The organism is Nocardia elegans NBRC 108235 (genome assembly GCF_001612845.1).
In the GTDB taxonomy this organism is placed as follows: domain Bacteria; phylum Actinomycetota; class Actinomycetes; order Mycobacteriales; family Mycobacteriaceae; genus Nocardia; species Nocardia nova.
Genome location: NZ_BDBF01000033.1, coordinates 1 through 21551 on the forward strand (window position 1 = coordinate 1; position 21551 = coordinate 21551).

Genomic DNA, 21551 nt, shown 5'->3' on the forward strand with positions numbered 1-21551 from the left:
TCCGACGGCGCGGCGATCGAGATGCGCGACGGTGACGACGAGGACCTCGAGCGTGCCGCGGCCAACCTCGGCATCAACCTGTCCCGCAACGAAGCTGCGACGGTCGACGACCTCGCGCAGTAGCCGATCGGTCCCGGCGCCCGCATTGGGCGCCGGGGCATAGTTTCCCGCTCCGCGGAAGTGGTCCGCCACGGCGGACGAACTAGCGAACTTTGCTCGATACTGAACCCGAACAGGGGAAAGGAAGTTACGTGCTAGACGTCAACTTCTTCGATGAACTCCGGATCGGCCTGGCGACCGCCGAAGACATTCGCAACTGGTCCTACGGTGAGGTCAAGAAGCCGGAGACCATCAACTACCGCACGCTCAAGCCGGAGAAGGACGGCTTGTTCTGCGAGAAGATCTTCGGTCCCACCCGGGACTGGGAATGCTACTGCGGCAAGTACAAGCGCGTCCGCTTCAAGGGCATCATCTGTGAGCGCTGTGGCGTCGAGGTGACTCGCGCCAAGGTGCGTCGTGAGCGGATGGGCCACATCGAGCTGGCCGCGCCGGTCACCCACATCTGGTACTTCAAGGGTGTGCCGAGCCGCCTCGGTTACCTGCTGGACCTGGCGCCGAAGGATCTCGAGAAGATCATCTACTTCGCCGCCTACGTCATCACCACCGTCGACGAGGATCTGCGCCACAACGAGCTGTCCACGCTCGAGGCGGAGATGGAGGTCGAGAAGAAGGCGATTGCCGACCAGCGCGATGCCGACCTGGAGGCCCGCGCCCAGAAGCTCGAGGCCGACCTGGCCGAGCTCGAGGCCGAGGGTGCCAAGTCCGACGTCCGCCGCAAGGTCAAGGACGGCGGCGAGCGCGAGATGCGCCAGCTGCGCGACCGTGCCCAGCGCGAGCTGGACCGGCTCGACGAGATCTGGACCACCTTCACCAAGCTGGCTCCCAAGCAGCTGATCGTGGACGAGGTCCTCTACCGCGAGCTGCAGGACCGCTACGGCGAGTACTTCACCGGCGCGATGGGTGCCGAAGCCATCCAGAAGCTGATGGAGAACTTCGACATCGACGCCGAGGCCGAGAACCTGCGCGAAACCATTCGCACCGGTAAGGGCCAGAAGAAGCTGCGCGCGCTCAAGCGCCTGAAGGTCGTCGCGGCCTTCCAGGCCAACGGCAACTCGCCGATGGGCATGGTCCTCGACGCCGTTCCGGTGATCCCGCCGGAGCTGCGCCCGATGGTTCAGCTCGACGGTGGCCGCTTCGCCACCTCCGACCTGAACGACCTGTACCGCCGCGTGATCAACCGCAACAACCGCCTCAAGCGACTGATCGACCTCGGCGCCCCCGAGATCATCGTCAACAACGAGAAGCGGATGCTGCAGGAGTCCGTGGACGCGCTGTTCGACAACGGCCGTCGCGGTCGCCCGGTGACCGGGCCCGGTAACCGCCCGCTGAAGTCCCTGAGCGATCTGCTCAAGGGTAAGCAGGGTCGTTTCCGTCAGAACCTGCTCGGTAAGCGCGTCGACTACTCCGGCCGTTCGGTCATCGTCGTCGGTCCGCAGCTGAAGCTGCACCAGTGTGGTCTGCCCAAGCTGATGGCGCTGGAGCTGTTCAAGCCGTTCGTGATGAAGCGTCTGGTCGACCTGAACCACGCGCAGAACATCAAGTCCGCCAAGCGGATGGTCGAGCGGCAGCGTGCCCAGGTGTGGGACGTCCTCGAAGAGGTCATCGCCGAGCACCCGGTCATGCTGAACCGTGCGCCCACGCTGCACCGCCTGGGTATCCAGGCCTTCGAGCCGCTGCTGGTCGAAGGTAAGGCCATCCAGCTGCACCCGCTGGTCTGTGAGGCCTTCAACGCCGACTTCGACGGTGACCAGATGGCCGTGCACCTGCCGCTGTCGGCGGAGGCGCAGGCCGAGGCCCGCATCCTGATGCTGTCGTCGAACAACATCCTGTCCCCGGCGTCCGGCCGCCCGCTGGCCATGCCGCGTCTGGACATGGTGACCGGTCTGTACTACCTGACCCGCCTGGAAGAGGGCGCCAAAGGCGAGTACCGGCCTGCCACCGCGGATGCTCCCGAGCAGGGCGTCTACGCGTCGCCGGCCGAGGCCCAGATGGCCGTCGACCGCGGCGAGCTGACGGTTCGCTCGCTGATCAAGGTGCGCCTGACCGATCAGCGCCCGCCGAAGGACATCGAGGCGGAGCTGTTCCCCGAGGGCTGGCAGCGCGGCGACGCGTGGCTGTGCGAGACCACCCTGGGCCGGGTCATCTTCAACGAGCTGCTGCCGGCGGACTACGCGTTCATCAACGAGCAGATGCCGAAGAAGCGGCAGGCGACGATCATCAACGATCTCGCCGAGCGCTACCCGATGATCGTGGTCGCGCAGACCGTCGACAAGCTCAAGGACGCCGGCTTCTACTGGGCCACGCGTTCGGGTGTCACCGTCTCCATGTCGGACGTTCTCGTTCCGCCGGAGAAGGCCGAGATCATGGAGCGCTACGAGGCGCAGTCCGACCAGATCGAGAAGAAGTACCAGCGTGGTGCTCTCGACCACCAGGAGCGCAACAACGCCCTGGTCAAGATCTGGCAGGAAGCGACCGAAGAGGTCGGTAAGGCGCTGCGTGCGCACTACCCGGCCGACAACCCGATCATCACGATCGTCGATTCGGGCGCCACGGGTAACTTCACCCAGACTCGTACCCTCGCGGGCATGAAGGGTCTGGTGACCAACCCGAAGGGTGAGTTCATTCCGCGGCCGATCAAGTCCTCGTTCCGTGAGGGCCTGACCGTTCTGGAGTACTTCATCAACACCCACGGTGCGCGAAAGGGTCTGGCCGACACCGCGCTTCGTACCGCCGACTCGGGTTACCTGACCCGTCGTCTGGTGGACGTGTCGCAGGACGTCATCGTGCGCGAGACGGACTGTGGCACCGAGCGCGGCATCCTCGTCGCGATCGCCGAGAAGCAGCCCGACGGCCTGCTCATCCGCGATCCGCACGTGGAGACCAGCACCTACGCCCGGACGCTGGCCGCCGACGCGGTCGACGCCAACGGCAACGTCATCGTCGAGAAGGGGCACGACCTCGGCGACCCCGCCATCGAGGCGCTGCTCGAGGCCGGCATCACCGACGTCAAGGTCCGCTCGGTGCTCACCTGCACCACCGGCACCGGCGTGTGTGCGACCTGCTACGGCCGCTCGATGGCGACCGGCAAGCTGGTCGACATCGGTGAGGCCGTCGGTATCGTCGCCGCCCAGTCCATCGGTGAGCCCGGTACCCAGCTGACCATGCGTACCTTCCACCAGGGTGGTGTCGCGGGTGACGACATCACCGGCGGTCTGCCCCGTGTGCAGGAGCTCTTCGAGGCTCGTGTGCCCAAGGGCAAGGCGCCGATCGCGGAGGTCTCGGGCCGGGTGCGGCTCGAGGACGACGACCGCTTCTACAAGATCACCATCATCCCGGACGACGGTTCGGACGAGGTGGTCTACGACAAGCTGTCGAAGCGTCAGCGTCTGCGGGTGTTCAAGCACGAGGACGGCTCCGAGCGTCTGCTCGCCGACGGCGACCACGTCGAGGTCGGCCAGCAGCTGCTGGAGGGCTCGGCCGATCCGCACGAGGTGCTGCGTGTGATGGGCCCGCGACAGGTGCAGATCCACCTGGTCCACGAGGTCCAGGAGGTCTACCGGTCGCAGGGTGTGTCCATCCACGACAAGCACATCGAGGTCATCGTTCGCCAGATGCTGCGCCGCGTAACCATCATCGACTCGGGTGCGACGGAGTTCCTGCCCGGTTCGCTGGTGGAGCGCTCGGAGTTCGAGGCGTCCAACCGCCGCGTCGTCGCCGAGGGTGGCGAGCCCGCGTCGGGTCGCCCGGTGCTGATGGGTATCACCAAGGCGTCGCTGGCCACCGATTCGTGGCTGTCGGCGGCCTCCTTCCAGGAGACGACTCGTGTCTTGACGGACGCGGCGATCAACTGCCGCTCCGACAAGCTGATCGGCCTGAAGGAGAACGTGATCATCGGTAAGCTGATCCCGGCCGGTACCGGTATCAACCGCTACCGCAACATCCAGGTGCAGCCGACCGAAGAGGCCCGTGCCGCGGCGTACGCGGTGCCGTCCTACGACGACACCTACTACAGCCCCGAGGGCTTCGGCACCACCACCGGTGCCGCGGTCCCGCTGGACGACTACGGTTTCAGCGACTACCGGTAATCCCGCGTAGTAAGGCACTTCGCCCCGCCTCGGTCATCCGAGGCGGGGCGTTGTCGTATCGGCCGGGTCGGCCGGTGAGCTAGGGCTCGTCGGGCGAGGGCCGGTCGGGCGCGTGGTCGCGGGAATCGAGCAATCGCGTGCGAAGGTGCTCGAGAACCAGGTCGAGCGCCTGCCGGGTCGGATGGCCGGGCGTGTCGACGAGGTGTTCGGTCAGTACCGAATGCGGCGGCGTCGGCGCGTCCGGATTCGCATCCTCGGGGTCCAGCTCCACTGCCACGAAGGTCGGGCCCAATTGTCTGCGCAGCGAGGCGAATCGTTCCTCCGGGACCAGTCGATCGCCGCGGAATCGCAGGCCGAGGACGCCGAGGCCCTGCGCGCATCGTTGCTGAATGCGCGCGAGATCCGCAGTGCCGATACCGATTTCGGCACGTCGGCGGCGCGTGACCGGCACCGGCGTGGCCGGTTGCGACAGCACCGGCGCGAGCAGATGGTCGTCGGCGGCCATGGCGAGGGCGAATCCTCCGGTCAGGCACATGCCGACGGCCCCGATGCCCGGCCCGCCGCAACGCCGGTGTTCGGCGGCGCCCAGGGCGCGCAACCAGGTCGTGATGGGTGAGGCCCCCGGGCCGGCCAGCATGCTGAACTCTCGTCCGATGCAGAGCCGGGCCATGGCGCCGACACCGTAGGCCGCGCTGCTCAGCAGGCCGTGAGCGGCGGGGTTCGGATCGCGTCCGGCCGTGCCGAACATATCCGGTAGCACCGCGGTCAGGCCGAGATCGCGTACCCGGCGGGCGAATTCGGCGACCTTCGGCGTGATGCCGGGGACCTCGGTCATCACGATCACCGCCGGGCCCGATCCCGATCTGAGTATCGGGTGGCTGATGCCCATGTGACTGAACGATTCGCGCGTGAAGTCGATCAGGGGATCGTCGGCCATGATGTCTCCGTGGCTCGGGCCTGCGCGTCGAAGGTGCGGCGGGCGGCGATGAACAGGGTGGTGCAGACGTCGGTGAGCGCGGCGGGGGATTGCGGGCTGCCGCCCATCAGCCAGTCGACCAGGAGATGGTTGACGCCGCCGACGAGGGCGACCGCGGCCGAATGTTGTTCGAGCGACAGCGGTTCGGCGCGGGTGGCGGCCCAGGCGGCGGTGACGATCTCGGCGAATTCGCGCAGCACCTCGTGGCGGCGTTCCTCCATGGCGGGGGATACGCCGACGGCCTCGATCAGGGCCACCCTGGCAAGCCGCCGATCCTCGGTCAGATTTCCGATGAACGTCTGCAATCCGGCGCGGGTCTGGGCGTCGATGTCGTCGCCCGCGGAGGTCATCGCGGCCACGGTCGCGGCGCGCACCCGCGTCACGACTTCGGAATACAGGGCGGCCAGGCAACTTTCGCGGTCGGTGAAGGATTCGTAGAAGTAGCGTTCGGTGAGTCGTGCGGCCCGGCAGATCTGTTTGACCGAACTGCCCGCATACCCGGTGGTGCCGAAAACCTCCAGCGCGGCCTCCAGGATCGCCGCGCGCCGCTGCAGGCGGCGCTCGTCCGGCATCAGTCCCTGATACTTCCGTCCCGGCATGCCCCTGTCCTTACGTCCCGGCCTATGGCACACTAGAGCATCGTTGCTGATACGCAGGCATGTCAGAATGGAGAATCATCCATGACCTCACCGATTGCCGGTCGTGTCGTCGCGGTGACCGGCGGGGCGCGGGGCATAGGCCGGGAGATCGCGCGCGTGCTCGCCGAGGCCGGTGCCCGGGTTGCCATCGGCGACCGGGACGAACCGGCGGCCGTTGCCACCGCGGCCGAATTGTCCGGTACCGTGCGCGGTTTCGCGCTCGACGTCACCGACACGGACTCCTTCCGCGGCTTCGTCGCCGCAGTGGAATCGCTGTGGGGTCCGATCGACGTGCTGGTCAACAATGCCGGTGTGATGTGGGTGGGCCCGTTCGACGCGGAGCCCGAGGTCGCGACCGTGCGCATGCTGGAGGTCAATCTGCACGGCGTCATTCGCGGCGTGCGGCTGGTCGCACCGGGCATGCGGGCGCGCGGGCAGGGCCACATCGTCACGATCGCCTCGGCCGCCGCGCGGTTGTCCCCGCCCGGCGAATCGACCTACGCCGCGACCAAACACGGGGTGCTCGGCTATCTGACCGGCGTGCGCGAGGAACTGCGCGGCAGCGGCGTGCGGATCTCGGTGATCATGCCGGGGGTGGTCGCGACCGAACTGGCCGCGGGAACCGCCACCGGCGCCGCGAAACTGCTCCAGCCCGCCGATGTCGCCCGCGCGGTGCTGCGGACCCTCGAACACCCTCGTTTCGAGGTCACCGTGCCGCGATACATCGGTCCGCTCGTCCGGCTCGCCGAACTGCTCCCGCAGCGCCTGCGCGACCTGACCTTCCGGCGCCTGGTTCCCGATCAGGTCGCCGCGACCCGCGGTTCCACCACCCGCGCGGCCTACGAACGCGGCCTCGCCGATCCCGCCGGTGGGGACACCGCATGACGCCCTACCCGTCCGCTCGCTGATTCGGGCGACCCACAGACCGCGTCGGCGCAGCATTGAGCCGCCCGCGCCGACGCATCCGGCCTGCCGGTTCCGGTCGACCGGAACCGGCAGGCGCTCGGAGAAGCGATCGCTGTCGCGGTGGGTCGCGAATTACCCGCCGACGTAGGCGGCGAGGTGTTCGCCGGTGAGCGTCGAGCGATCGGCGACCAGATCGGCCGGCGTTCCCTCGAAGACGATGCGCCCGCCGTCGTGGCCGGCCCCGGGACCGAGGTCGATGATCCAGTCGGCATGCGCCATGACCGCCTGGTGGTGTTCGATGACGATCACCGATTTGCCCGAGTCCACGAGGCGGTCGAGCAGGCCGAGCAGGTTCTCCACATCCGCGAGATGCAGGCCCGTGGTCGGCTCGTCGAGAACGTAGATCCCGCCCTTCTCGCCCATGTGGGTGGCGAGTTTGATGCGCTGGCGTTCACCGCCCGACAGCGTGGTGAGGGGCTGGCCCAGTTTCAGATAGCCGAGTCCGACATCGCCGAGGCGCTGCAGAATCTTGTGTGCCGCCGGAAGTTTCGCCTCACCCGCGCCGAAGAACTCCTCGGCTTCGGCCACCGACATCTCCAGCACCTCGCTGATGTTGCGGCCGCCGAGGTGATAGTCCAGAACCGCCGCCTGGAAGCGTTTGCCGTCGCATTCCTCGCAGGTGGTCGCGACGCCGGCCATCATCGCCAGATCGGTGTAGATCACGCCGGCGCCGTTGCAGGTGGGGCACGCGCCTTCGGAGTTCGCGCTGAACAGCGCCGGCTTGACGCCGTTGGCCTTGGCGAATGCCTTGCGGATCGGCTCGAGCAGTCCGGTGTAGGTGGCCGGATTACTACGCCGGGAGCCGCGAATCGCGCCCTGGTCGACCACCACGACATCGTCGCGGTCGGCGACCGACCCGTGGATGAGCGAACTCTTACCGGATCCGGCCACGCCGGTGATCACACACAGCACCCCGAGCGGGATGTCGACGTCGACATCCTTCAGGTTGTGGGTGGAGGCGCCGCGAATCTCCAACGCGCCGGCCGACTTCCGGGGCGCGTCCTTGAGTTTCGCCCGATCGTCGAGATGGCGGCCGGTGATCGTGTCGCTGGCGCGCAGACCCTCGAGATCGCCCTCGAAGCAGACTGTGCCGCCTTGGCTTCCGGCCCCCGGACCCAGATCGACGATATGGTCGGCGATCGCGATCGCTTCCGGCTTGTGCTCCACCACCAACACCGTGTTGCCCTTGTCGCGCAACTGCAGCAGCAGGTTGTTCATTCGCTCGATATCGTGCGGATGCAGGCCGATGGTGGGCTCGTCGAAGACGTAGGTGACATCGGTCAGGGACGAGCCGAGGTGGCGAATCATCTTGGTGCGCTGTGCTTCACCGCCGGAGAGCGTGCCCGCTGGCCGATCCAGTGACAAGTAGCCGAGGCCGATCTCGGTGAACGAGTCGAGCAGGTGCTGCAGACCCTTCAGCAGCGGCGCGACCGACGGCTCGTCGAGTTCGCGCACCCATTCGGCGAGATCGCTGATCTGCATCCGGCAGACGTCGGCGATGCTCTTGTCGCCGATCTTCGAGGACCGGGCCTCGGCGCTGAGCCGGGTGCCCTCACATTCCGGGCAGGTCGTGAAGGTCACCGCACGCTCGACGAACGCGCGGATATGCGGTTGCAGCGAATCGACATCCTTGGACAGCATCGACTTCTGGATCTTCGGGACCAGCCCCTCGTAGGTGAGGTTGATGCCCTCGACCTTGATCTTGGTCGGCTCCTTGTAGAGCAGGTCGTGCAGTTCGCGCTTGTTGTACTTGCGGATCGGCTTGTCGGGGTCGAACAGCCCGCAACCGCGGTAGATGCGGCCGAACCAGCCGTCCATGCTGTAGCCGGGGATGGTGAGCGCACCCTCGTTGAGCGACAGGCTCTCGTCGTAGAGGGCGGTCAGGTCGAAATCGGTGACCGAGCCCATGCCCTCACAGCGCGGGCACATACCGCCGAGCCGGTGGAAGGTCGCCTTTTCGGCCTTGGTCTTACCGCCACGCTCGACGGTGATCGCACCGCTGGCGGTCACCGAGGGCACATTGAACGAATAGGCGTTCGGCGAGCCGATCTGCGGCTGGGCGAGGCGGCTGAACAGGATGCGCAACATCGCGTTGGCGTCGGTGGCGGTGCCGACCGTGGAGCGGGGGTTGGCGCCCATCCGCTCCTGGTCGACCGAGATCGCGGTGGTGAGGCCGTCCAGGAAGTCGACCTCAGGCCGCGACAGCGTCGGCATGAAGCCTTGGACGAAGGCGCTGTAGGTCTCGTTGATCATCCGCTGCGATTCCGCGGCGATGGTGCCGAAGACCAGCGAACTCTTCCCCGATCCCGAGACGCCGGTGAAGACGGTCAGGCGACGCTTGGGAATTTCGACGCTGATGTCTTTGAGGTTGTTGACCCGCGCACCGTCTACGCGGATCAGGTCGTGGGTGTCGGCAACGTGCCGGTCCGGCGTCGAGGCCTTGCTCATGGTTTCTCCAATTTCGGGTGGGCGGCCTGGTCCGCCGGCCGGCTCGGTTGTCGGGGTCGGCTCAGGAGGCCTGTTGGATCCGCAGCAGATTGCCCGAGGGATCGCGGAACGCGCAGTCGCGCAGTCCGTAGGGCTGATCGGTCGGCTCCTGCACGACCTCGGCCCCGTTCGCCTGCAGCCGCTCGAACACCTCGTCGACGTTCTTGGTCGCCAGGTTGAGGCTGGCGAAGGTGCCCTTGGCCATCATCTCGGAGATGGTGCGCTGCTCTTCTTCCGTGACGCCGGGGGTGGCGTTCGGCGGGTAGAGCACGATCGAGATGTCCGGCTGTCCGGCGGGGCCGACCGTGATCCAGTGCATGCCCTTGAAGCCGACGTCGTTGCGCACCTCGAAGCCGAGCGTGTCGCGGTAGAACGTCAGCGCGGCCTCCGGATCGTCTTGCGGGAGGAAGGTGTCGTGAATGGTGATGTCCATGTCGCTCACGCTAATTCCTATTCGGTAGCCTGCGCTTCTCGATTCCTGATCGGTCTGGTCACCTGTTTCGCGACACACGACGGCATGCCCAGGGTGGCGTCGGCGGCCTCGCGCCGGTAGACGCTCGGCGGCACTCCGACCAGTTCGGTGAAGCGGGTACTGAAGGTGCCCAGCGATTGGCAGCCGACCTCGAAGCACACTTCCGTCACGCTGAGGTCACCCCGGCGCAGCAGCGCCATCGCGCGTTCGATTCGCCGTGTCATGAGATATCCGTACGGCGACTCCCCGTAGGCGAGGCGGAACTGCCGGCTCAGATGCCCCGCGGACATGTGCACATCGCGCGCGAGGGCCTCCACATCCAGGGGTTTCGCATATTCCCGGTCGATGCGGTCGCGGACCTTGCGCAGCCTGGCGAGATCGCGCAGGCGCGGGTCGGGGGCAGGTGTGCTGCTCACAACGCGATGGTGCCACGCGGCGCCGACATTGCCCAGCAACCCTCACCACGAGCGGGACGAGGGGTTCCGGCGGGCGAGGTCAGCGTTCTCGGACCGGTGGGCATTTCTTCCCCGCGAGATGGCATTTGTCCTCGAAACCCGCCGGTAGCCAATTTCCGGACAGCAGCAGTGGATGATTGGGAAAGTGCAGATGGGCGGCGACGACGAATATCAATACGGCCCAAGGCGTTCGGACCTGCCACTGGTGGAAGGTCCGATTGCGGTCGACGTAGCGCGCGACCACCTGATCGGCGGCGGTCAGGTCGATCGTCTCCAGCGATGCCCACCGGATCCGGAAGGAGTAGTCGGGGTTGGTGAGGTGGATGCGGCGGTCGGAGATCATCACCGAACCGGGGCGTTCGGCGATCCAGCGCGGTTGCGACGCGGCCTCCGCACGCTGGCGCCGGGCCTGATTCACCAGCGCGTTCCCCAGTTGCGCGGCCGCGACGAAGGAGGCGCTGCCCGCGACGTAGACGTTGTTGCGGGTCCAGCTGCCGTCCCCGGGCGCCCGCCAGAACGACCAGGTCGCCGGGCCTTCCGCGATACAGACCTCGCCCGGGTCGATCCGAATCCGGGTCGACTTGACGGGCATCCGCGCCAACTCCTCGCGGCGCAGCAGATCGAGCACCCCGCAGGTGTACAGCAGGTGGTCGTCGAACCACGTCCATCCGGCCCGGTCGGCGAGGGCCCGGTCGATATCGGCCAACGGGTCGAACATTGCGATCTCACCACCTTCATCGACATACGCGACGCTGGACATCCACGGTATCGGAGGAGGCCACCGCCCGGCGAGGGCCGGCGGATCCGCCCGGCACGGGCGGCGGAACTGTCCCGCGAAGGCGCCGGATTCGTCCGGTAAGCTGCTGACGCCTCGGTGGGCTCGACCAGAAGGGGGACCGTGGCCGCACTCGCGATCGGCGAGACGTTCGCCGGTTACCTCATCGAGGGCGTCCTCGGCCGTGGCGGAATGGGAACGGTCTATCTCGCCCGCCACCCCCGGCTGCCGCGCCGGGTGGCACTGAAACTGCTCGACCGGGAGGTCTCCGCCGATCACGAGCGTCGTCGCCGGTTCGATCAGGAAGCCGATATCGTTGCCCGCCTGGAACATCCGGGCATCGTGCGAGTCTACGACCGCGGCGCCGATGCCGGACACCTGTGGATATCCATGCAGTATGTGCACGGTACCGATGCGGCGCGGCTGGACCAGCGGGCTCTCACCACCGAGCGGGTGTTGCGCATCGTCACCGAAACCGCTGCGGCACTGGACTACGCGCACAGCAAGGCGGTATTGCACCGCGACATCAAACCGGCGAACATCCTGCTCGAGACACCCGAGGCCGGTCGCGCCGAACGGGCGGTCCTCACCGATTTCGGTATCGCCCGATTACAGGACGCCGACACCGAACTCACGGTGACCGGCACCCTCACCGCCACTCTCGCCTACGCCTCCCCGGAACAGCTCTCCGGCGAACCGCTCGACCATCGGTGCGACCAGTATTCCCTGGCCTGCACCCTGTTCGCCCTGTTGTGCGGCCGGCCGCCCTATGCCGGAACCAATCCCGGGCAGGTGGTCGCCGGGCACGTCACCAAACCGATTCCCCGGCTGACCGCGGTGCGATCGGACCTGCCGCCGGCGCTCGACGCGGTGCTCGTGCGGGGGATGGCGAAACACCCGGGCGAGCGATACGGCAGCTGTGGGGAATTCGCGACTGATTTGCGAAAAGCCCTGCATGGCAAAGGATCTGGTTCAGTGATCGATGTGTATCGCGCCCCGGCCCATGCCGAGGAGGAAGGGGCGGCGGCAGTCACGCAGGCGGGATTTCCGATGCGGCAGGCATTCGACGCGCCGTGGCAGCGGCATAGACCGACGCAGGGCGAGCCGTCGATCCCTTCGCCGGTGTCCCTTTCGCCGGCGGTTCGCGTCGGGGCGGCGCGGCCGAGGAAGTGGATCCGGCGGGGCGCGGCCCTCGCCGTGGTCGTGGTCCTCGTGGCCGGGGCGGGGCTGGCGATCGGGAAATTGTCGGGCCGAGGTTCGACTCCTGTCGGCTGGGACGCGAAACATCAGCTGATCGTGGACAGTTTCCCGCAGCTGTTGTCCGTTCGGCCCGGGGAGACCGGATGGCAGGGGACCCGGTGCGCGGTCGATGCGACGACGGGAGAGCGAGCGGCCGTCGCGTGCGAGAATCCGGATCGGGATCTGCGCGTGGAGATCGTCGATCTCGAAAACAGAGACGCCGCAGTCGAATTCGCCGCAGACGCCAGTAAACACAGTGGGGACCTGCTGGCGAAGCATCCGGGCTTCGCGGATCCGCTGGATGTGGTGTTGCCGACGCCGGATTCGACCGGGGCGCAGGACCTGTACACGTTGTTCCCCCAGGATGCGCAGCGTTCCCGATTCGTCCTCGGGCTGCGCTGGACCAAGCATGCGGCGCTGGAGATCTACGATCGCTGGTGGCCGCAGCTGCCGATGGGTGTCGCCACGCCGGATGTGATGGCCAGCACGGATGCGAAACCCGAAGCGCCGGACAGCGTTCCGTGGTGCTACGCCACCCGGACCACGATCGACGTCAACGACGACGCGCCCGGCGGCAGCGCATCCGGCCCGGATGCGCTGCTGGGCTACGAATACGCGCGGTACGACACCCGAAGTGGTTCGGCGGCAAGGGAATACGTCGCTCCAGATTCGACCGCAGTCCCCTCCGCCGAAACCCTGCAGCGGCAGATCGACCAGGTCCCCGTCGGCACTCAGCATTGCGTGCACGTGACCGGTGGCGATGTCCCGGACCGCTACCGGGTGCAGGTGTTCGAACGCCGCCCCGACCGCGGTTTCCTCTATCGCGCCTACACCGCCATCACCACCACCCGTGACGGCCGGGTGTTCATCCGGGAAATCAGGAACTGATCCGGCACCGATCCGGGCTCGTTCGGGGTTTGGGCGGAGGAGGGCATTACGGCCATCGATCGCTGGTCCTGCGGCACTTCACAGGGCGGCCGACACGGTCCTAACGTTGTCGGATGGCTGCACCCGAGCCGGTCGGCGTCGAGCCTCGCCGCAGCAGGGGCGTGTCCGCGCGGACACGTGTCGCCGACGCGCTGAACTCCGGCGGACTGCGTGCCGTGCGGATGTGGTGGCGAGAACCCATCGACTATCGCTGGTTGCTGAGCACGCTCCGGAACCAGAGGGCACTGGGCCTGCTGAAATTCTCGATCGGCACATCCGGCCTGGGCCTGTGCTTCGTCGCCCTCATGCTCCTGCTGTCGTCCGAAGGCCCGCAGAGCGCACCCGGCCGGGCGATTATCGGCCTGTTCGCCGTGGTGGCGCTGTTGGCGGCCCTGCGCTGGTACCTCCTGCCCTGGCCGACCGCCTCGGTGTCACTGGCGTTGATAGCGGTCGCGGATATCGCCATCACGAGCTGCAGCCTGCTGGTCTCCGGCAGCGTGGCGATGATCAACGCGACCACCCTCATCCTGACCGGTGGCTATCTCGCGCTCTTCCACAGCGCCAAGGCTCTCGCCGTGCATGCGGGGTGGTCGCTGTTCTCGGTGCTGCTGGTCACGGGACGAATGATGATCTCTTCCGACTCCGATCGCGATGTCCCCCTGGCGATGGCCACCGCGCTGATCATGGTCCTCGCCGTCGTTTTCGTGCTGCCCACGCTGCAGTTCTTCTATTGGGTGCTGCGCACGAACGCGTTGTCGGATCCGCTGACAACCCTGCTGAACCGGCGCGGCCTCGATTACCACCTACCGAGAGTGTTCGCCCCCGGCGCGCCGATCTGCGCGATGGTCATCGACCTGGATCGATTCAAGGAGGTCAACGACACCTTCGGGCATCAGGAGGGCGACCGGGTGCTGGCCAGAATCGCGGCACGGTTGCGCGACGCCGCCGACCCCGCTGCCACCATCGCGCGCACCGGTGGTGAGGAGTTCACGATCGTCGGTCCGCTGGACGCCGGGGCCGCGCGGGCGATGGCCGAGCGGCTGCGGCGGGAGGTCGAGAATTCGAGCGATGGGGCCGCGGTCACCGCCAGCATCGGCGTGGTGGTCGTCGACCTCGGTGCGGGGACCGATGACGGTGTCTCGCCCGAGCGGCTTCTCGGCTTCGCGGACACCGCCATGTATCGGGCGAAACAACGGGGCGGCAATGCCATCGTCGTCCGGGAACTGCGCGAACCTCTCGCTTGAGCGGGAAACCGGAGCCGCCGCGGCTGGGCTCGAAATCGGCTCGTCGCAGCGGAATCGATGCGGCACCATGGGCGGTGATGCGTTACTCACTCGCCGACGTTCTGCCCTCGGTGGCCGCCGCCCTGGGGATGGATGTGCACAATCCGCTGGGTCTGCGGCCGAACCGCGATGTCGTGGTGCTGCTGGTCGACGGGTTGGGCGCAGAACTGCTCGCCCGCCACCGCGACACCGCGCCGACGCTGGCCGCACACGTGGCAACCACCGTGGCCACCGGATTCCCGGCCACGACCGCGGCCGGGCTCGCGAGCCTTGCGGTCGGCGCACCGTGCGCGACCCACGGCATCATCGGCTACAGCTTCGCCGTGCCCGCGGCCGCGGGTCCGCGACTGCTCAACGCGCTGCGCTGGCGTCTGGACAGCGCGACCGGTCCGGATGCCCGCGAGCAGTACCCGCCCGAGCAGATACAGCCGGCCCGCAGCCGGGTTCAGGACCTCGCCGCGCACGGCGTCGACGTGCACTACGTCGTTCCCGGATATCAGGGCGGATCCGGTCTGACGCGAGCCGTCTTCCGCGCCCCGGGCACACTGCACCCGGCCGACGACCTGGACGGCGTCCGGGACGGAATCCTTTCCGTCGCAGCCGGTTCCGGCTCCGGGTCCCGATTCGCCTACGCCTACTATCCGGAGCTGGACGCGAACGGACACCTGTACGGTCCGGGATCGGCGCAATGGCTGGCGGAACTGGCCCGGATCGATGCGTGCGTGGCGGATCTGCTCACCGAACTGCCCGCGACGTGCACGCTGATCGTCACCGGAGATCACGGCATGATTCGCGCGGGCGAGGTCGTCGATCTGGACGCACGCGCCGACCTGCATCGCGAGGTGCGATTGATCGGCGGGGAGGCCCGGGCGCGGCACGTCTACCTGGAACGTCCCGGCGCGCTGCCCGATGTGCTGGCCGCGTGGACCGAGGAACTGGCCGGGCACGCACGGGTGGTGAGCCGCGAACAGGCGCTGGCCGAGCACTGGTTCGGGCCCACTCCGCCCGGTCCGGCGATCGCCGAACGGATCGGCGACATCATCGCCGTGGCACGCGACCGCAGCGTGCTCGTCTGTCCCGGTCGCGAACCTGTCGAATCGACACTGCTCGGCCACCACGGCGCGTGGACCGATGACGAACAACTGGTACCGGTGGTCGTCGGCGGATAGTGACTGCGGCCCCGCGGCTTTCGGTCACGACGGCGACGGCGCGGAATCGCGGCGCCGGGTCGATCGTCGATCGATCGCCGCGCCGACCTCGTCGATCGCCGTGCGGATGAGCCGGCCGTAGCCGTCGTCGGCCAGCGCGCCGGCATGGTCGCGCGCCGCGGCGATGTGCTCCGCGGCGGCGTCGAACGAACCCAGCAGCCGGTAGTTGTCGGCGAGGTTCAGATGCAGCGAGGGGTAGAACCCGGCGACGTGCAGACTCGCGTGATGGCTCTGCACCCGCGCCTCGGTGAGGGCGTCGGCCGCGTCGAGGGCCCGTATGTCCCACACCAGTGCCTGGGCCGGATCGGTGTGGAGGTCGGCCAGGTAGTGGGCGAGGGTGCAGCGGTGCAGCGGATCGCCCACCGGTCCGATCGTCTCCCACAGTTCGGCGAGTTGCCTCCGGGCGGAGTCGGTTTCGCCCTGCCGACCGCGTTCCACGGCCGCGCCGATGGCTGCCATGGTGGGGTCGTGGGCAACGGTGTCGGTCATGATTCCTCGAAATGGGCAGGGGCGACGGGCATCGCCAGGGTGGTGAGGTCGCCGTCGTCCGCGGATCGGATGACGACGGGCTGCTTCGGACCGGCGATGTCGATCATCACGTCCGGGCCGATGGCCGCGCCGATCGCCGGGTAGAGGGTGGTGATGTCGAAGGTGAGCTCGACATCCGGTCCGGTGACCGCGGCCGAAATCTGTTCGGCCGCATCGGAACCGGCTCCGGTGAGTGCGATCGCCCCGGTGCGGACGCACAGCCGGATCTGGCGTGCGCGTAGCGATTCCACCGCCCGGACGAGTGCGTCCCTCGGCGTCACGACGCGCGTGCGGGCGGTGTCGATGGAACCCAGCAGCATGCGGTGGTCGGGAAACGGCCCCGGCAGGATGCGGCACGTGCCGGCCGGCGACTCACCGGCCCGGAACCGGACCGAATGTGGTCCGGCATCCAGCCGGACCTGGTGGTGGCGGCGGATCCGCGGCACGGCCAGCCGCAGATCGTCACCGTCGACGGTCGCGGCCCACTCGGTCGAACTCGGCCGCTCGGGGACGAGGGTGCGGGTGGCGAGCCGGTAGCGGTCGGTGGCCGTGAGCGTCAGCGCCTCCGCCGAGACCTCGACGTGGACACCGCTCAGGACGGGATGCTCCGGCTCGTGCACGGTCGCGGCGAGTATTTGCTCGACCGCCGTCGCGAAGACGGGACCGCTGACCGTCGCGACCGCCCACCCGCGCCCGGTGCCGAGCGTCGCCTTGATCTCGGCTGCCCGTCCCCGAGCGCGCCGCACCTGCTCTTCCAGCCCGGCGACGTGCTCGTCGATGAGCTGTCCCGCGCTCTCGCCCTCGGCCGCCAGCACCGCCGCGATGGTGTCCAGCGGCATGCCGATCTCGCGCAAACCGCGGATCGCCACCGCCCGTTCCAGCTGGTCGTCGGCGTAATACCGATATCCCGACACCGGATCCACGATCGCGGGCGGTAGCAGTCCGGAATCGGCGTAGAACCGCAGTGCGCTCGCCGTGAGCCCGCTGGCCCGCGCGAACGCTCCGATCGTCACCATTCCGGATTCCGCCACCGCCCCATCATGAAGCTTCAGCCGACCTGAAGGTCAAGAGCGGTGGATTTCACGAGCGGTGGCTCGACCTCACCGCCGGAAGGTGCGCGAATGCGCCGACACGAGGGCGTGCGGGCAATGCGGCCGGCCGCGGGGTGCGGGTGCGAATCCGTCGAAGCGCAGCGGCGGGGCCGGTGCGCGCAGCGTCAGCGTCGACGTCCACGGCCGCGCCGGCATCTCCATCCGGCACGCGACGTTCCAGCCGAACGGAATCGCGTGGGCGCGTTCGCCGTGTTCCTCCAAGCGATCGGTGAACTCGGCCAGCACGTCCAGGGTGTCGGCGAGGTGGGTCAGCACGTCGGCCTGATCGGAGGCGAAGGTGAAACGACTGCCGCCCGCCACGCAGAACGGACTGCCGGCGAGGACGACGAAGGATGCGTCGCTGTCGGCGCACAGTTGCCGGACCGCGCGCACGGCGTCACCGCTGATGGGGCAGTCCCCGGGTTCGACGACGATGCGCACCAGCAGGCAATCGAAGAATCGCCGCGGTACGCCCACGGCGGCGGAGGGCAGTTCCACCGCGCACGGACCGGCGTCGACGGGCGTGTATTCGAAGCTGCGCCAACGACTTCCGGAAATTCTCATCGTCGCGTTCGCCTCACGGTGCGGCCGGCGTGGTCCGCTCGACGCCGCAGAGGGTGTAGCAGAACACGAACGGCTCGGTGCCGTCGTTGAACCAGGCATGCGGGGCGCCGTGCTGCACAACACAATCGCCCGGTCGCAGTGCCACATCCTCACCGTCGCCGATCCGCAGGCGGCCCTCTCCGCTGAGCACCACCACGAAGTCGACGCTCTCGGTGGCGTGCACGCCGGGACGAGCCGGGTCGAAGGCCGCCATCATGCCCGGCAGCTTCTGCTCCGCCTCGGCCGCCACCGCCGCCATCTCGGCCTCGGAAAGCTCGGCGTCGGGCTCGTAACTCAAACCCGGTGGGACGGAGATGAATCCGAAGCGCACTCCGCCCGGGCCGGGAAAGTAGCTGGTGTCGACATCGGATGGCATCCGGTCGACGGGAAGTGTGGGCAGCTCGTCGACCTCCCACATCCGATGCAGTTGCGCCCCCGGCAACAATGCCAGCGTCAGCGGCTCGACCTTCTCGTCGGAAAGTACTGTGCCCTGTCCGGCGCCGTCGTCCCCGACCACGATCCTGCGCATGAAAAACCTCCTGATCCTCATCCATTCCGCGCTGATCCGGACCCGTATTCCGCCGTTGTACAGCCCGATTCCGGATATCAGCTCTCCGGCACGGTAGCGAGCGCCGGGGCGTGCCCACGTGTCCTGAAACGCACGGCCATTGTTCGCGTGCGCAGAATCGGAAAACCGGCGATGATATCCACGATGACCACTGCCGAATCGGAGACGACGAGTGCGATCGAGCCGCACGAGCGGGTCGATTACTGGGCTCATCTGATCAGCTCGTACCAGTGCGCGCTGGGCTACCGGTTCCCGGCTTCCGGAGACTTTCACGGCCGGACCTCGCTGCGCCGTACCGAGTCGTATCAACTCGTCGGCTGGGAATCCGATGCCGTCACCTATTTCCGGAGTCCGCGGCTCATTCGCGCCGATCCCGACCACGACTATCGTCTGCTCGTACCGATCACCGGGACCCTGGCCTTCCGCCACGGCGACGACACCGGTTCGTTGCCGCCCGGCAGTGGGTGCCTGGTCTCCACCGACGAACCCTTCGAGATGTCGATGTGTGAGGGCTCGCACGGGCTCATCGTCACGATCGCGCGCGAGGACATCCGCCATCGTCTGAACCGCCGGGAGCCGCCGCCGCGGCCGCTGAATCTCAGCACCGGGATCGGCGGCGTCGCCGGAGCGGTGGCCGGCACCCTGTACACCGAGCGCGCCGCGCTCACCGACCACCAATTCGACACGGTCGCAGAACAATTGGTGGATCTGCTGTGTATGCAGATTCTCGGGGAACCGCCGAGTGCGCCCGCCCAGCTGGCACAGCTGGAGGTGAGTGCCCGGCGCTACATCCGCACGCATGCGGGCGATCCGGAACTCACCGGCGCACGCGTCGCGGCGGCCCTCGGCTGGTCGCTGCGCCAGCTGCAACTCGCCTTCAGTCAGGCCGGCACCACGCCGAGCGAGGTCATCCGGGAGCAGCGGCTGCAGATCGCCCGCGACCGCCTGCGGAATCCGGCCTACCGGCAGCGCAGCGTCGCCGATATCGGCGCGGATCTGGGATTCGGTTCGGCCAGTAGTTTCACCAAGGCGTTCCGCCGCCGCTTCCACACCACTCCCGGTCAGCTGCGCGCCTGAACATCCCGGTCGTCCGCCGGAATGCCGACGGCCCGCCTCCGTGCATGGGGTCGGGGGCGGGCCGAAGGTTGCGGAGCGCGGCTCAGTGGAAGATGCCGCCGCCCTGGGTGGCGGACCCCGCCGACCCCGTCACGAACAGGTTCATGATGTTGGTGAAGACGCTGTTCGAGTTCACTGTGCCGGCGGAGTTGGAGTCGATCAGGGCGATAAAGGCGTTCATGAACTGCTTCCTCGTGCATCATGGGTCCGCGGACCCGGTTGGTTGTCCTGCCGTGCTCAGCGCAGTGGGATGAAGCTTAACCAAAATCCGGCGAATCTGAACAACCTTCTTTTCGGATTTTTCGGACACGCCTTTCGGGCCGGTGTGGCGGCGTGCTGTGGACAGGTTTCCTCGTACAGAGTAAAAAAGTGGAACACGTTTCAATTCTGGGTGCGACGGGAGACGCAATGGACCACGCTGCCATGGGCGAGTTGGTGATGGCGGGATTTCAGAAGCTGGGATTCATCCAGTTCGCGGGGGTGGAAGGGGTGGAATATCTGCCCGGCCGCAACGTGGTGAGCATGGCGCCGAAGCCGGAACACCTCAATCACAACGGCGACGTACATGCCGCGATCCTGTTCGGCCTCGCGGAGACGGCCGCGATGGGCGCTTCCATTTCCGGCATCGTCGACCTGATGGGCGAGACGTTCATCGTCGCGCGCGACGGCCGGATCGAATATCTGGCCCGGGCCAAGGGGGAGGCGGGCCCGTTCCGCGCCGCTTCGGAGTTGACCGCGGCGGAACTGGAACAGGCCCGCGCCGATATCGCCGCGCAGCAGCCGGTGGAACTGGCGATGCCGGTCGACATCACCGACAGCACCGGCAAGTCGGTCGCCGCGGCCACGTTCACCGCGGTGATCCGGCCGCGCCGCAAGTAGCCGCGCCGCGAATACGCGGGCGGCGAAGGAGATTCAGCGCTCGCTGTCCAGCATGGCCATCTGCGGGGCGGCGTAGCGGTCACCGGCGACCGCCTCGGCGGGCGCCGCCGCCTCGATCGCGGCGAGCTCCGACTGGGAGAGCCGAATATCCAGTGCGGCAACCGCTTCGGTCCAGCGGTCCACCCGCCGCGCGCCGATCAGTGGAACGATATCGGCGCCCCGGGTCAGGACCCAGGCGATCGCCAGCTGTGCCACGCTCACGCCGTGCCGGTCGCCGATCTCCGCCAGCGCGGAGACCAGCCGGAGATTGGTGGTGAGGTTCTCGCCCTGGAATCGCGGGCTGTGAGCGCGGAAATCATCGGGGGCGAAGATCTGGTTCGCGCGCAGGGAGTCGCTCAGCAAGCCGCGCGAGAGCACGCCGTAGGCGGTGATCCCGATGCCGAGTTCCCGTGCCGTGGGCAGGATTTCGCGCTCGATGCCCCGGGTGATGAGGGCGTACTCGATCTGCAGATCGACGATCGGCGCCACTGCCGCCGCACGCCGCAGGGTCTGCGCGCCGACCTCGGACAGTCCGATGTGGCGCACATAGCCGGCCTGCACCATCTCCGCGATCGCGCCCACGGTGTCCTCGATCGGAACCGCCGGATCCAGCCGTGCGGGACGGTAGATGTCGACGTAATCCACTCCCAGTCGCTGCAGCGAATAGTGCAGGAAGTTGCGCATCGCCTCGGGGCGCGTGTCGACGCCGCCGAAGCTGCCGTCCGGACCGCGCAGGGCGCCGAATTTCACGCTCAGCTGGTAGTCCTCGCGCGGGCGCTGGGCGAGGGCCCGGTGGATCAGCATTTCGTTGTGTCCGGCGCCGTAGAAATCGCCGGTGTCGACGAGGGTGGCGCCGGAGTCGAGGGCGGCGTGGATGGTGGCGATGGATTCGGTCTCGTCGGATGTCCCGTAGGCGCCCGACATACCCATCGCGCCGAGACCGATGCGTCCGACCTTCGGGCCCGTCGCGCCCAGTTGTGTCTGCTCGATAGTCATGCTCGAATCCTGCGCCTCGATCCGCCGCCTTCGGCAGAGATCGTTTATCGGGGGATCGGCGATCCCTGGCTGCGGCCGCCGCGCCGGGGCAGAGTGGAGT

19 protein-coding genes are annotated in these 21551 nt (G+C 67.8%); 7 read left to right on the forward strand and 12 right to left on the reverse strand.

Annotated elements, in window-relative coordinates; translation table 11 throughout:
- The first annotated feature begins 251 nt into the window (after nucleotides 1–251).
- A complete protein-coding gene (locus tag NE2_RS22670; RefSeq protein WP_063029194.1) occupies nucleotides 252–4205 on the forward strand; it encodes a DNA-directed RNA polymerase subunit beta' in 3954 nt (1317 codons plus the stop codon).
- Nucleotides 4206–4284: 79 nt separating this feature from the next.
- Here NE2_RS22670 and NE2_RS22675 read toward each other — a convergent pair whose 3' ends face one another.
- Both NE2_RS22675 and NE2_RS22680 read right to left on the reverse strand, forming a co-directional pair.
- Nucleotides 4285–5142 carry a dienelactone hydrolase family protein gene (locus NE2_RS22675; protein WP_063029196.1) on the reverse strand — a complete coding sequence of 286 codons (858 nt, stop codon included), beginning with the start codon at nucleotides 5140–5142 and terminating at the stop codon, nucleotides 4285–4287.
- Complete coding sequence (locus NE2_RS22680) at nucleotides 5124–5780, reverse strand: TetR/AcrR family transcriptional regulator (protein WP_063029198.1); 657 nt, start codon at nucleotides 5778–5780, stop codon at nucleotides 5124–5126. The genes NE2_RS22675 and NE2_RS22680 overlap by 19 nt, the downstream gene beginning before the upstream one ends.
- Before the next feature lie 81 nt (nucleotides 5781–5861).
- Between NE2_RS22680 and NE2_RS22685 the strand changes: the two genes are divergently transcribed.
- Complete coding sequence (locus NE2_RS22685) at nucleotides 5862–6704, forward strand: SDR family oxidoreductase (RefSeq protein WP_063029200.1); 843 nt, start codon at nucleotides 5862–5864, stop codon at nucleotides 6702–6704.
- Nucleotides 6705–6857: 153 nt separating this feature from the next.
- Here NE2_RS22685 and NE2_RS22690 read toward each other — a convergent pair whose 3' ends face one another.
- From NE2_RS22690 to NE2_RS22705, 4 genes are all read right to left on the reverse strand, one after another.
- Nucleotides 6858–9233: an ATP-binding cassette domain-containing protein gene (locus NE2_RS22690; protein WP_063029202.1), complete on the reverse strand. Its 2376-nt coding sequence runs from the start codon at nucleotides 9231–9233 to the stop codon at nucleotides 6858–6860.
- Nucleotides 9234–9294: 61 nt separating this feature from the next.
- Nucleotides 9295–9705 carry a VOC family protein gene (locus tag NE2_RS22695; protein ID WP_030517086.1) on the reverse strand — a complete coding sequence of 137 codons (411 nt, stop codon included), beginning with the start codon at nucleotides 9703–9705 and terminating at the stop codon, nucleotides 9295–9297.
- A gap of 17 nt (nucleotides 9706–9722) precedes the next feature.
- Nucleotides 9723–10160 carry a helix-turn-helix transcriptional regulator gene (locus NE2_RS22700; protein ID WP_063029279.1) on the reverse strand — a complete coding sequence of 146 codons (438 nt, stop codon included), beginning with the start codon at nucleotides 10158–10160 and terminating at the stop codon, nucleotides 9723–9725.
- Between the two features lie 79 nt (nucleotides 10161–10239).
- Nucleotides 10240–10959: a hypothetical protein gene (locus NE2_RS22705; RefSeq protein ID WP_063029203.1), complete on the reverse strand. Its 720-nt coding sequence runs from the start codon at nucleotides 10957–10959 to the stop codon at nucleotides 10240–10242.
- A 138-nt stretch (nucleotides 10960–11097) separates the two neighbouring features.
- Between NE2_RS22705 and NE2_RS22710 the strand changes: the two genes are divergently transcribed.
- The 3 genes from NE2_RS22710 (at nucleotide 11098) to NE2_RS22720 (ending at nucleotide 15592) form a co-directional block, all read left to right on the forward strand.
- A complete protein-coding gene (locus NE2_RS22710) occupies nucleotides 11098–13101 on the forward strand; it encodes a serine/threonine-protein kinase (RefSeq protein ID WP_063029204.1) in 2004 nt (667 codons plus the stop codon).
- A gap of 113 nt (nucleotides 13102–13214) precedes the next feature.
- The gene (locus NE2_RS22715) at nucleotides 13215–14384 is read left to right on the forward strand and encodes a GGDEF domain-containing protein (RefSeq protein WP_084494252.1); all 1170 of its coding nucleotides are present in this window, start codon (nucleotides 13215–13217) and stop codon (nucleotides 14382–14384) included.
- A 77-nt stretch (nucleotides 14385–14461) separates the two neighbouring features.
- Nucleotides 14462–15592, forward strand: coding sequence for an alkaline phosphatase family protein (locus NE2_RS22720; protein WP_063029208.1), 1131 nt, complete (start codon nucleotides 14462–14464; stop codon nucleotides 15590–15592).
- 24 nt (nucleotides 15593–15616) lie between these two features.
- Here the strand turns inward: NE2_RS22720 and NE2_RS22725 are convergent, their stop codons facing one another.
- From NE2_RS22725 to NE2_RS36350, 4 genes are all read right to left on the reverse strand, one after another.
- On the reverse strand, nucleotides 15617–16120 hold the full coding sequence (locus NE2_RS22725; protein ID WP_063029210.1) for a hypothetical protein: 504 nt from the start codon (nucleotides 16118–16120) through the stop codon (nucleotides 15617–15619).
- A complete protein-coding gene (locus NE2_RS22730; protein WP_106958675.1) occupies nucleotides 16117–17190 on the reverse strand; it encodes a DNA polymerase III subunit beta family protein in 1074 nt (357 codons plus the stop codon). Before NE2_RS22730 ends, NE2_RS22725 begins: the two co-directional genes overlap by 4 nt.
- A gap of 69 nt (nucleotides 17191–17259) precedes the next feature.
- The gene (locus NE2_RS22735; protein ID WP_146165345.1) at nucleotides 17260–17814 is read right to left on the reverse strand and encodes a hypothetical protein; all 555 of its coding nucleotides are present in this window, start codon (nucleotides 17812–17814) and stop codon (nucleotides 17260–17262) included.
- A gap of 13 nt (nucleotides 17815–17827) precedes the next feature.
- Nucleotides 17828–18382, reverse strand: coding sequence for a cupin domain-containing protein (locus NE2_RS36350; RefSeq protein WP_063029215.1), 555 nt, complete (start codon nucleotides 18380–18382; stop codon nucleotides 17828–17830).
- 183 nt (nucleotides 18383–18565) lie between these two features.
- Between NE2_RS36350 and NE2_RS36355 the strand changes: the two genes are divergently transcribed.
- Nucleotides 18566–19498, forward strand: a complete 933-nt coding sequence (locus tag NE2_RS36355; protein ID WP_063029217.1) for an AraC family transcriptional regulator — start codon at nucleotides 18566–18568, stop codon at nucleotides 19496–19498.
- 82 nt (nucleotides 19499–19580) lie between these two features.
- Here NE2_RS36355 and NE2_RS35875 read toward each other — a convergent pair whose 3' ends face one another.
- Nucleotides 19581–19718 carry a hypothetical protein gene (locus NE2_RS35875; protein WP_157110960.1) on the reverse strand — a complete coding sequence of 46 codons (138 nt, stop codon included), beginning with the start codon at nucleotides 19716–19718 and terminating at the stop codon, nucleotides 19581–19583.
- Between the two features lie 227 nt (nucleotides 19719–19945).
- On the opposite strand from NE2_RS35875, the gene NE2_RS22755 reads away from it, so the two are divergent.
- On the forward strand, nucleotides 19946–20416 hold the full coding sequence (locus tag NE2_RS22755; protein ID WP_063029222.1) for a PaaI family thioesterase: 471 nt from the start codon (nucleotides 19946–19948) through the stop codon (nucleotides 20414–20416).
- 33 nt (nucleotides 20417–20449) lie between these two features.
- Here NE2_RS22755 and NE2_RS22760 read toward each other — a convergent pair whose 3' ends face one another.
- Complete coding sequence (locus tag NE2_RS22760; RefSeq protein ID WP_063029224.1) at nucleotides 20450–21451, reverse strand: aldo/keto reductase; 1002 nt, start codon at nucleotides 21449–21451, stop codon at nucleotides 20450–20452.
- Nucleotides 21452–21551: the final 100 nt, after the last annotated feature.

Excerpts from the sequence above, each read along its gene's own strand:
- NE2_RS22675 (WP_063029196.1), bottom strand. The coding sequence starts at position 5,142 with ATGGCCGACGATCCCCTGATCGACTTCACGCGCGAATCGTTCAGTCAC.
- NE2_RS22680 (WP_063029198.1), bottom strand. The coding sequence starts at position 5,780 with ATGCCGGGACGGAAGTATCAGGGACTGATGCCGGACGAGCGCCGCCTG.
- NE2_RS22685 (WP_063029200.1), top strand. The coding sequence starts at position 5,862 with ATGACCTCACCGATTGCCGGTCGTGTCGTCGCGGTGACCGGCGGGGCG.
- NE2_RS22690 (WP_063029202.1), bottom strand. The coding sequence starts at position 9,233 with ATGAGCAAGGCCTCGACGCCGGACCGGCACGTTGCCGACACCCACGAC.
- NE2_RS22695 (WP_030517086.1), bottom strand. The coding sequence starts at position 9,705 with ATGGACATCACCATTCACGACACCTTCCTCCCGCAAGACGATCCGGAG.
- NE2_RS22705 (WP_063029203.1), bottom strand. The coding sequence starts at position 10,959 with ATGTCCAGCGTCGCGTATGTCGATGAAGGTGGTGAGATCGCAATGTTC.
- NE2_RS22715 (WP_084494252.1), top strand. The coding sequence starts at position 13,215 with ATGGCTGCACCCGAGCCGGTCGGCGTCGAGCCTCGCCGCAGCAGGGGC.
- NE2_RS22720 (WP_063029208.1), top strand. The coding sequence starts at position 14,462 with ATGCGTTACTCACTCGCCGACGTTCTGCCCTCGGTGGCCGCCGCCCTG.
- NE2_RS22725 (WP_063029210.1), bottom strand. The coding sequence starts at position 16,120 with ATGACCGACACCGTTGCCCACGACCCCACCATGGCAGCCATCGGCGCG.
- NE2_RS22735 (WP_146165345.1), bottom strand. The coding sequence starts at position 17,814 with ATGAGAATTTCCGGAAGTCGTTGGCGCAGCTTCGAATACACGCCCGTC.
- NE2_RS36350 (WP_063029215.1), bottom strand. The coding sequence starts at position 18,382 with ATGCGCAGGATCGTGGTCGGGGACGACGGCGCCGGACAGGGCACAGTA.
- NE2_RS36355 (WP_063029217.1), top strand. The coding sequence starts at position 18,566 with ATGACCACTGCCGAATCGGAGACGACGAGTGCGATCGAGCCGCACGAG.
- NE2_RS35875 (WP_157110960.1), bottom strand. The coding sequence starts at position 19,718 with ATGAACGCCTTTATCGCCCTGATCGACTCCAACTCCGCCGGCACAGTG.
- NE2_RS22755 (WP_063029222.1), top strand. The coding sequence starts at position 19,946 with ATGGACCACGCTGCCATGGGCGAGTTGGTGATGGCGGGATTTCAGAAG.
- NE2_RS22760 (WP_063029224.1), bottom strand. The coding sequence starts at position 21,451 with ATGACTATCGAGCAGACACAACTGGGCGCGACGGGCCCGAAGGTCGGA.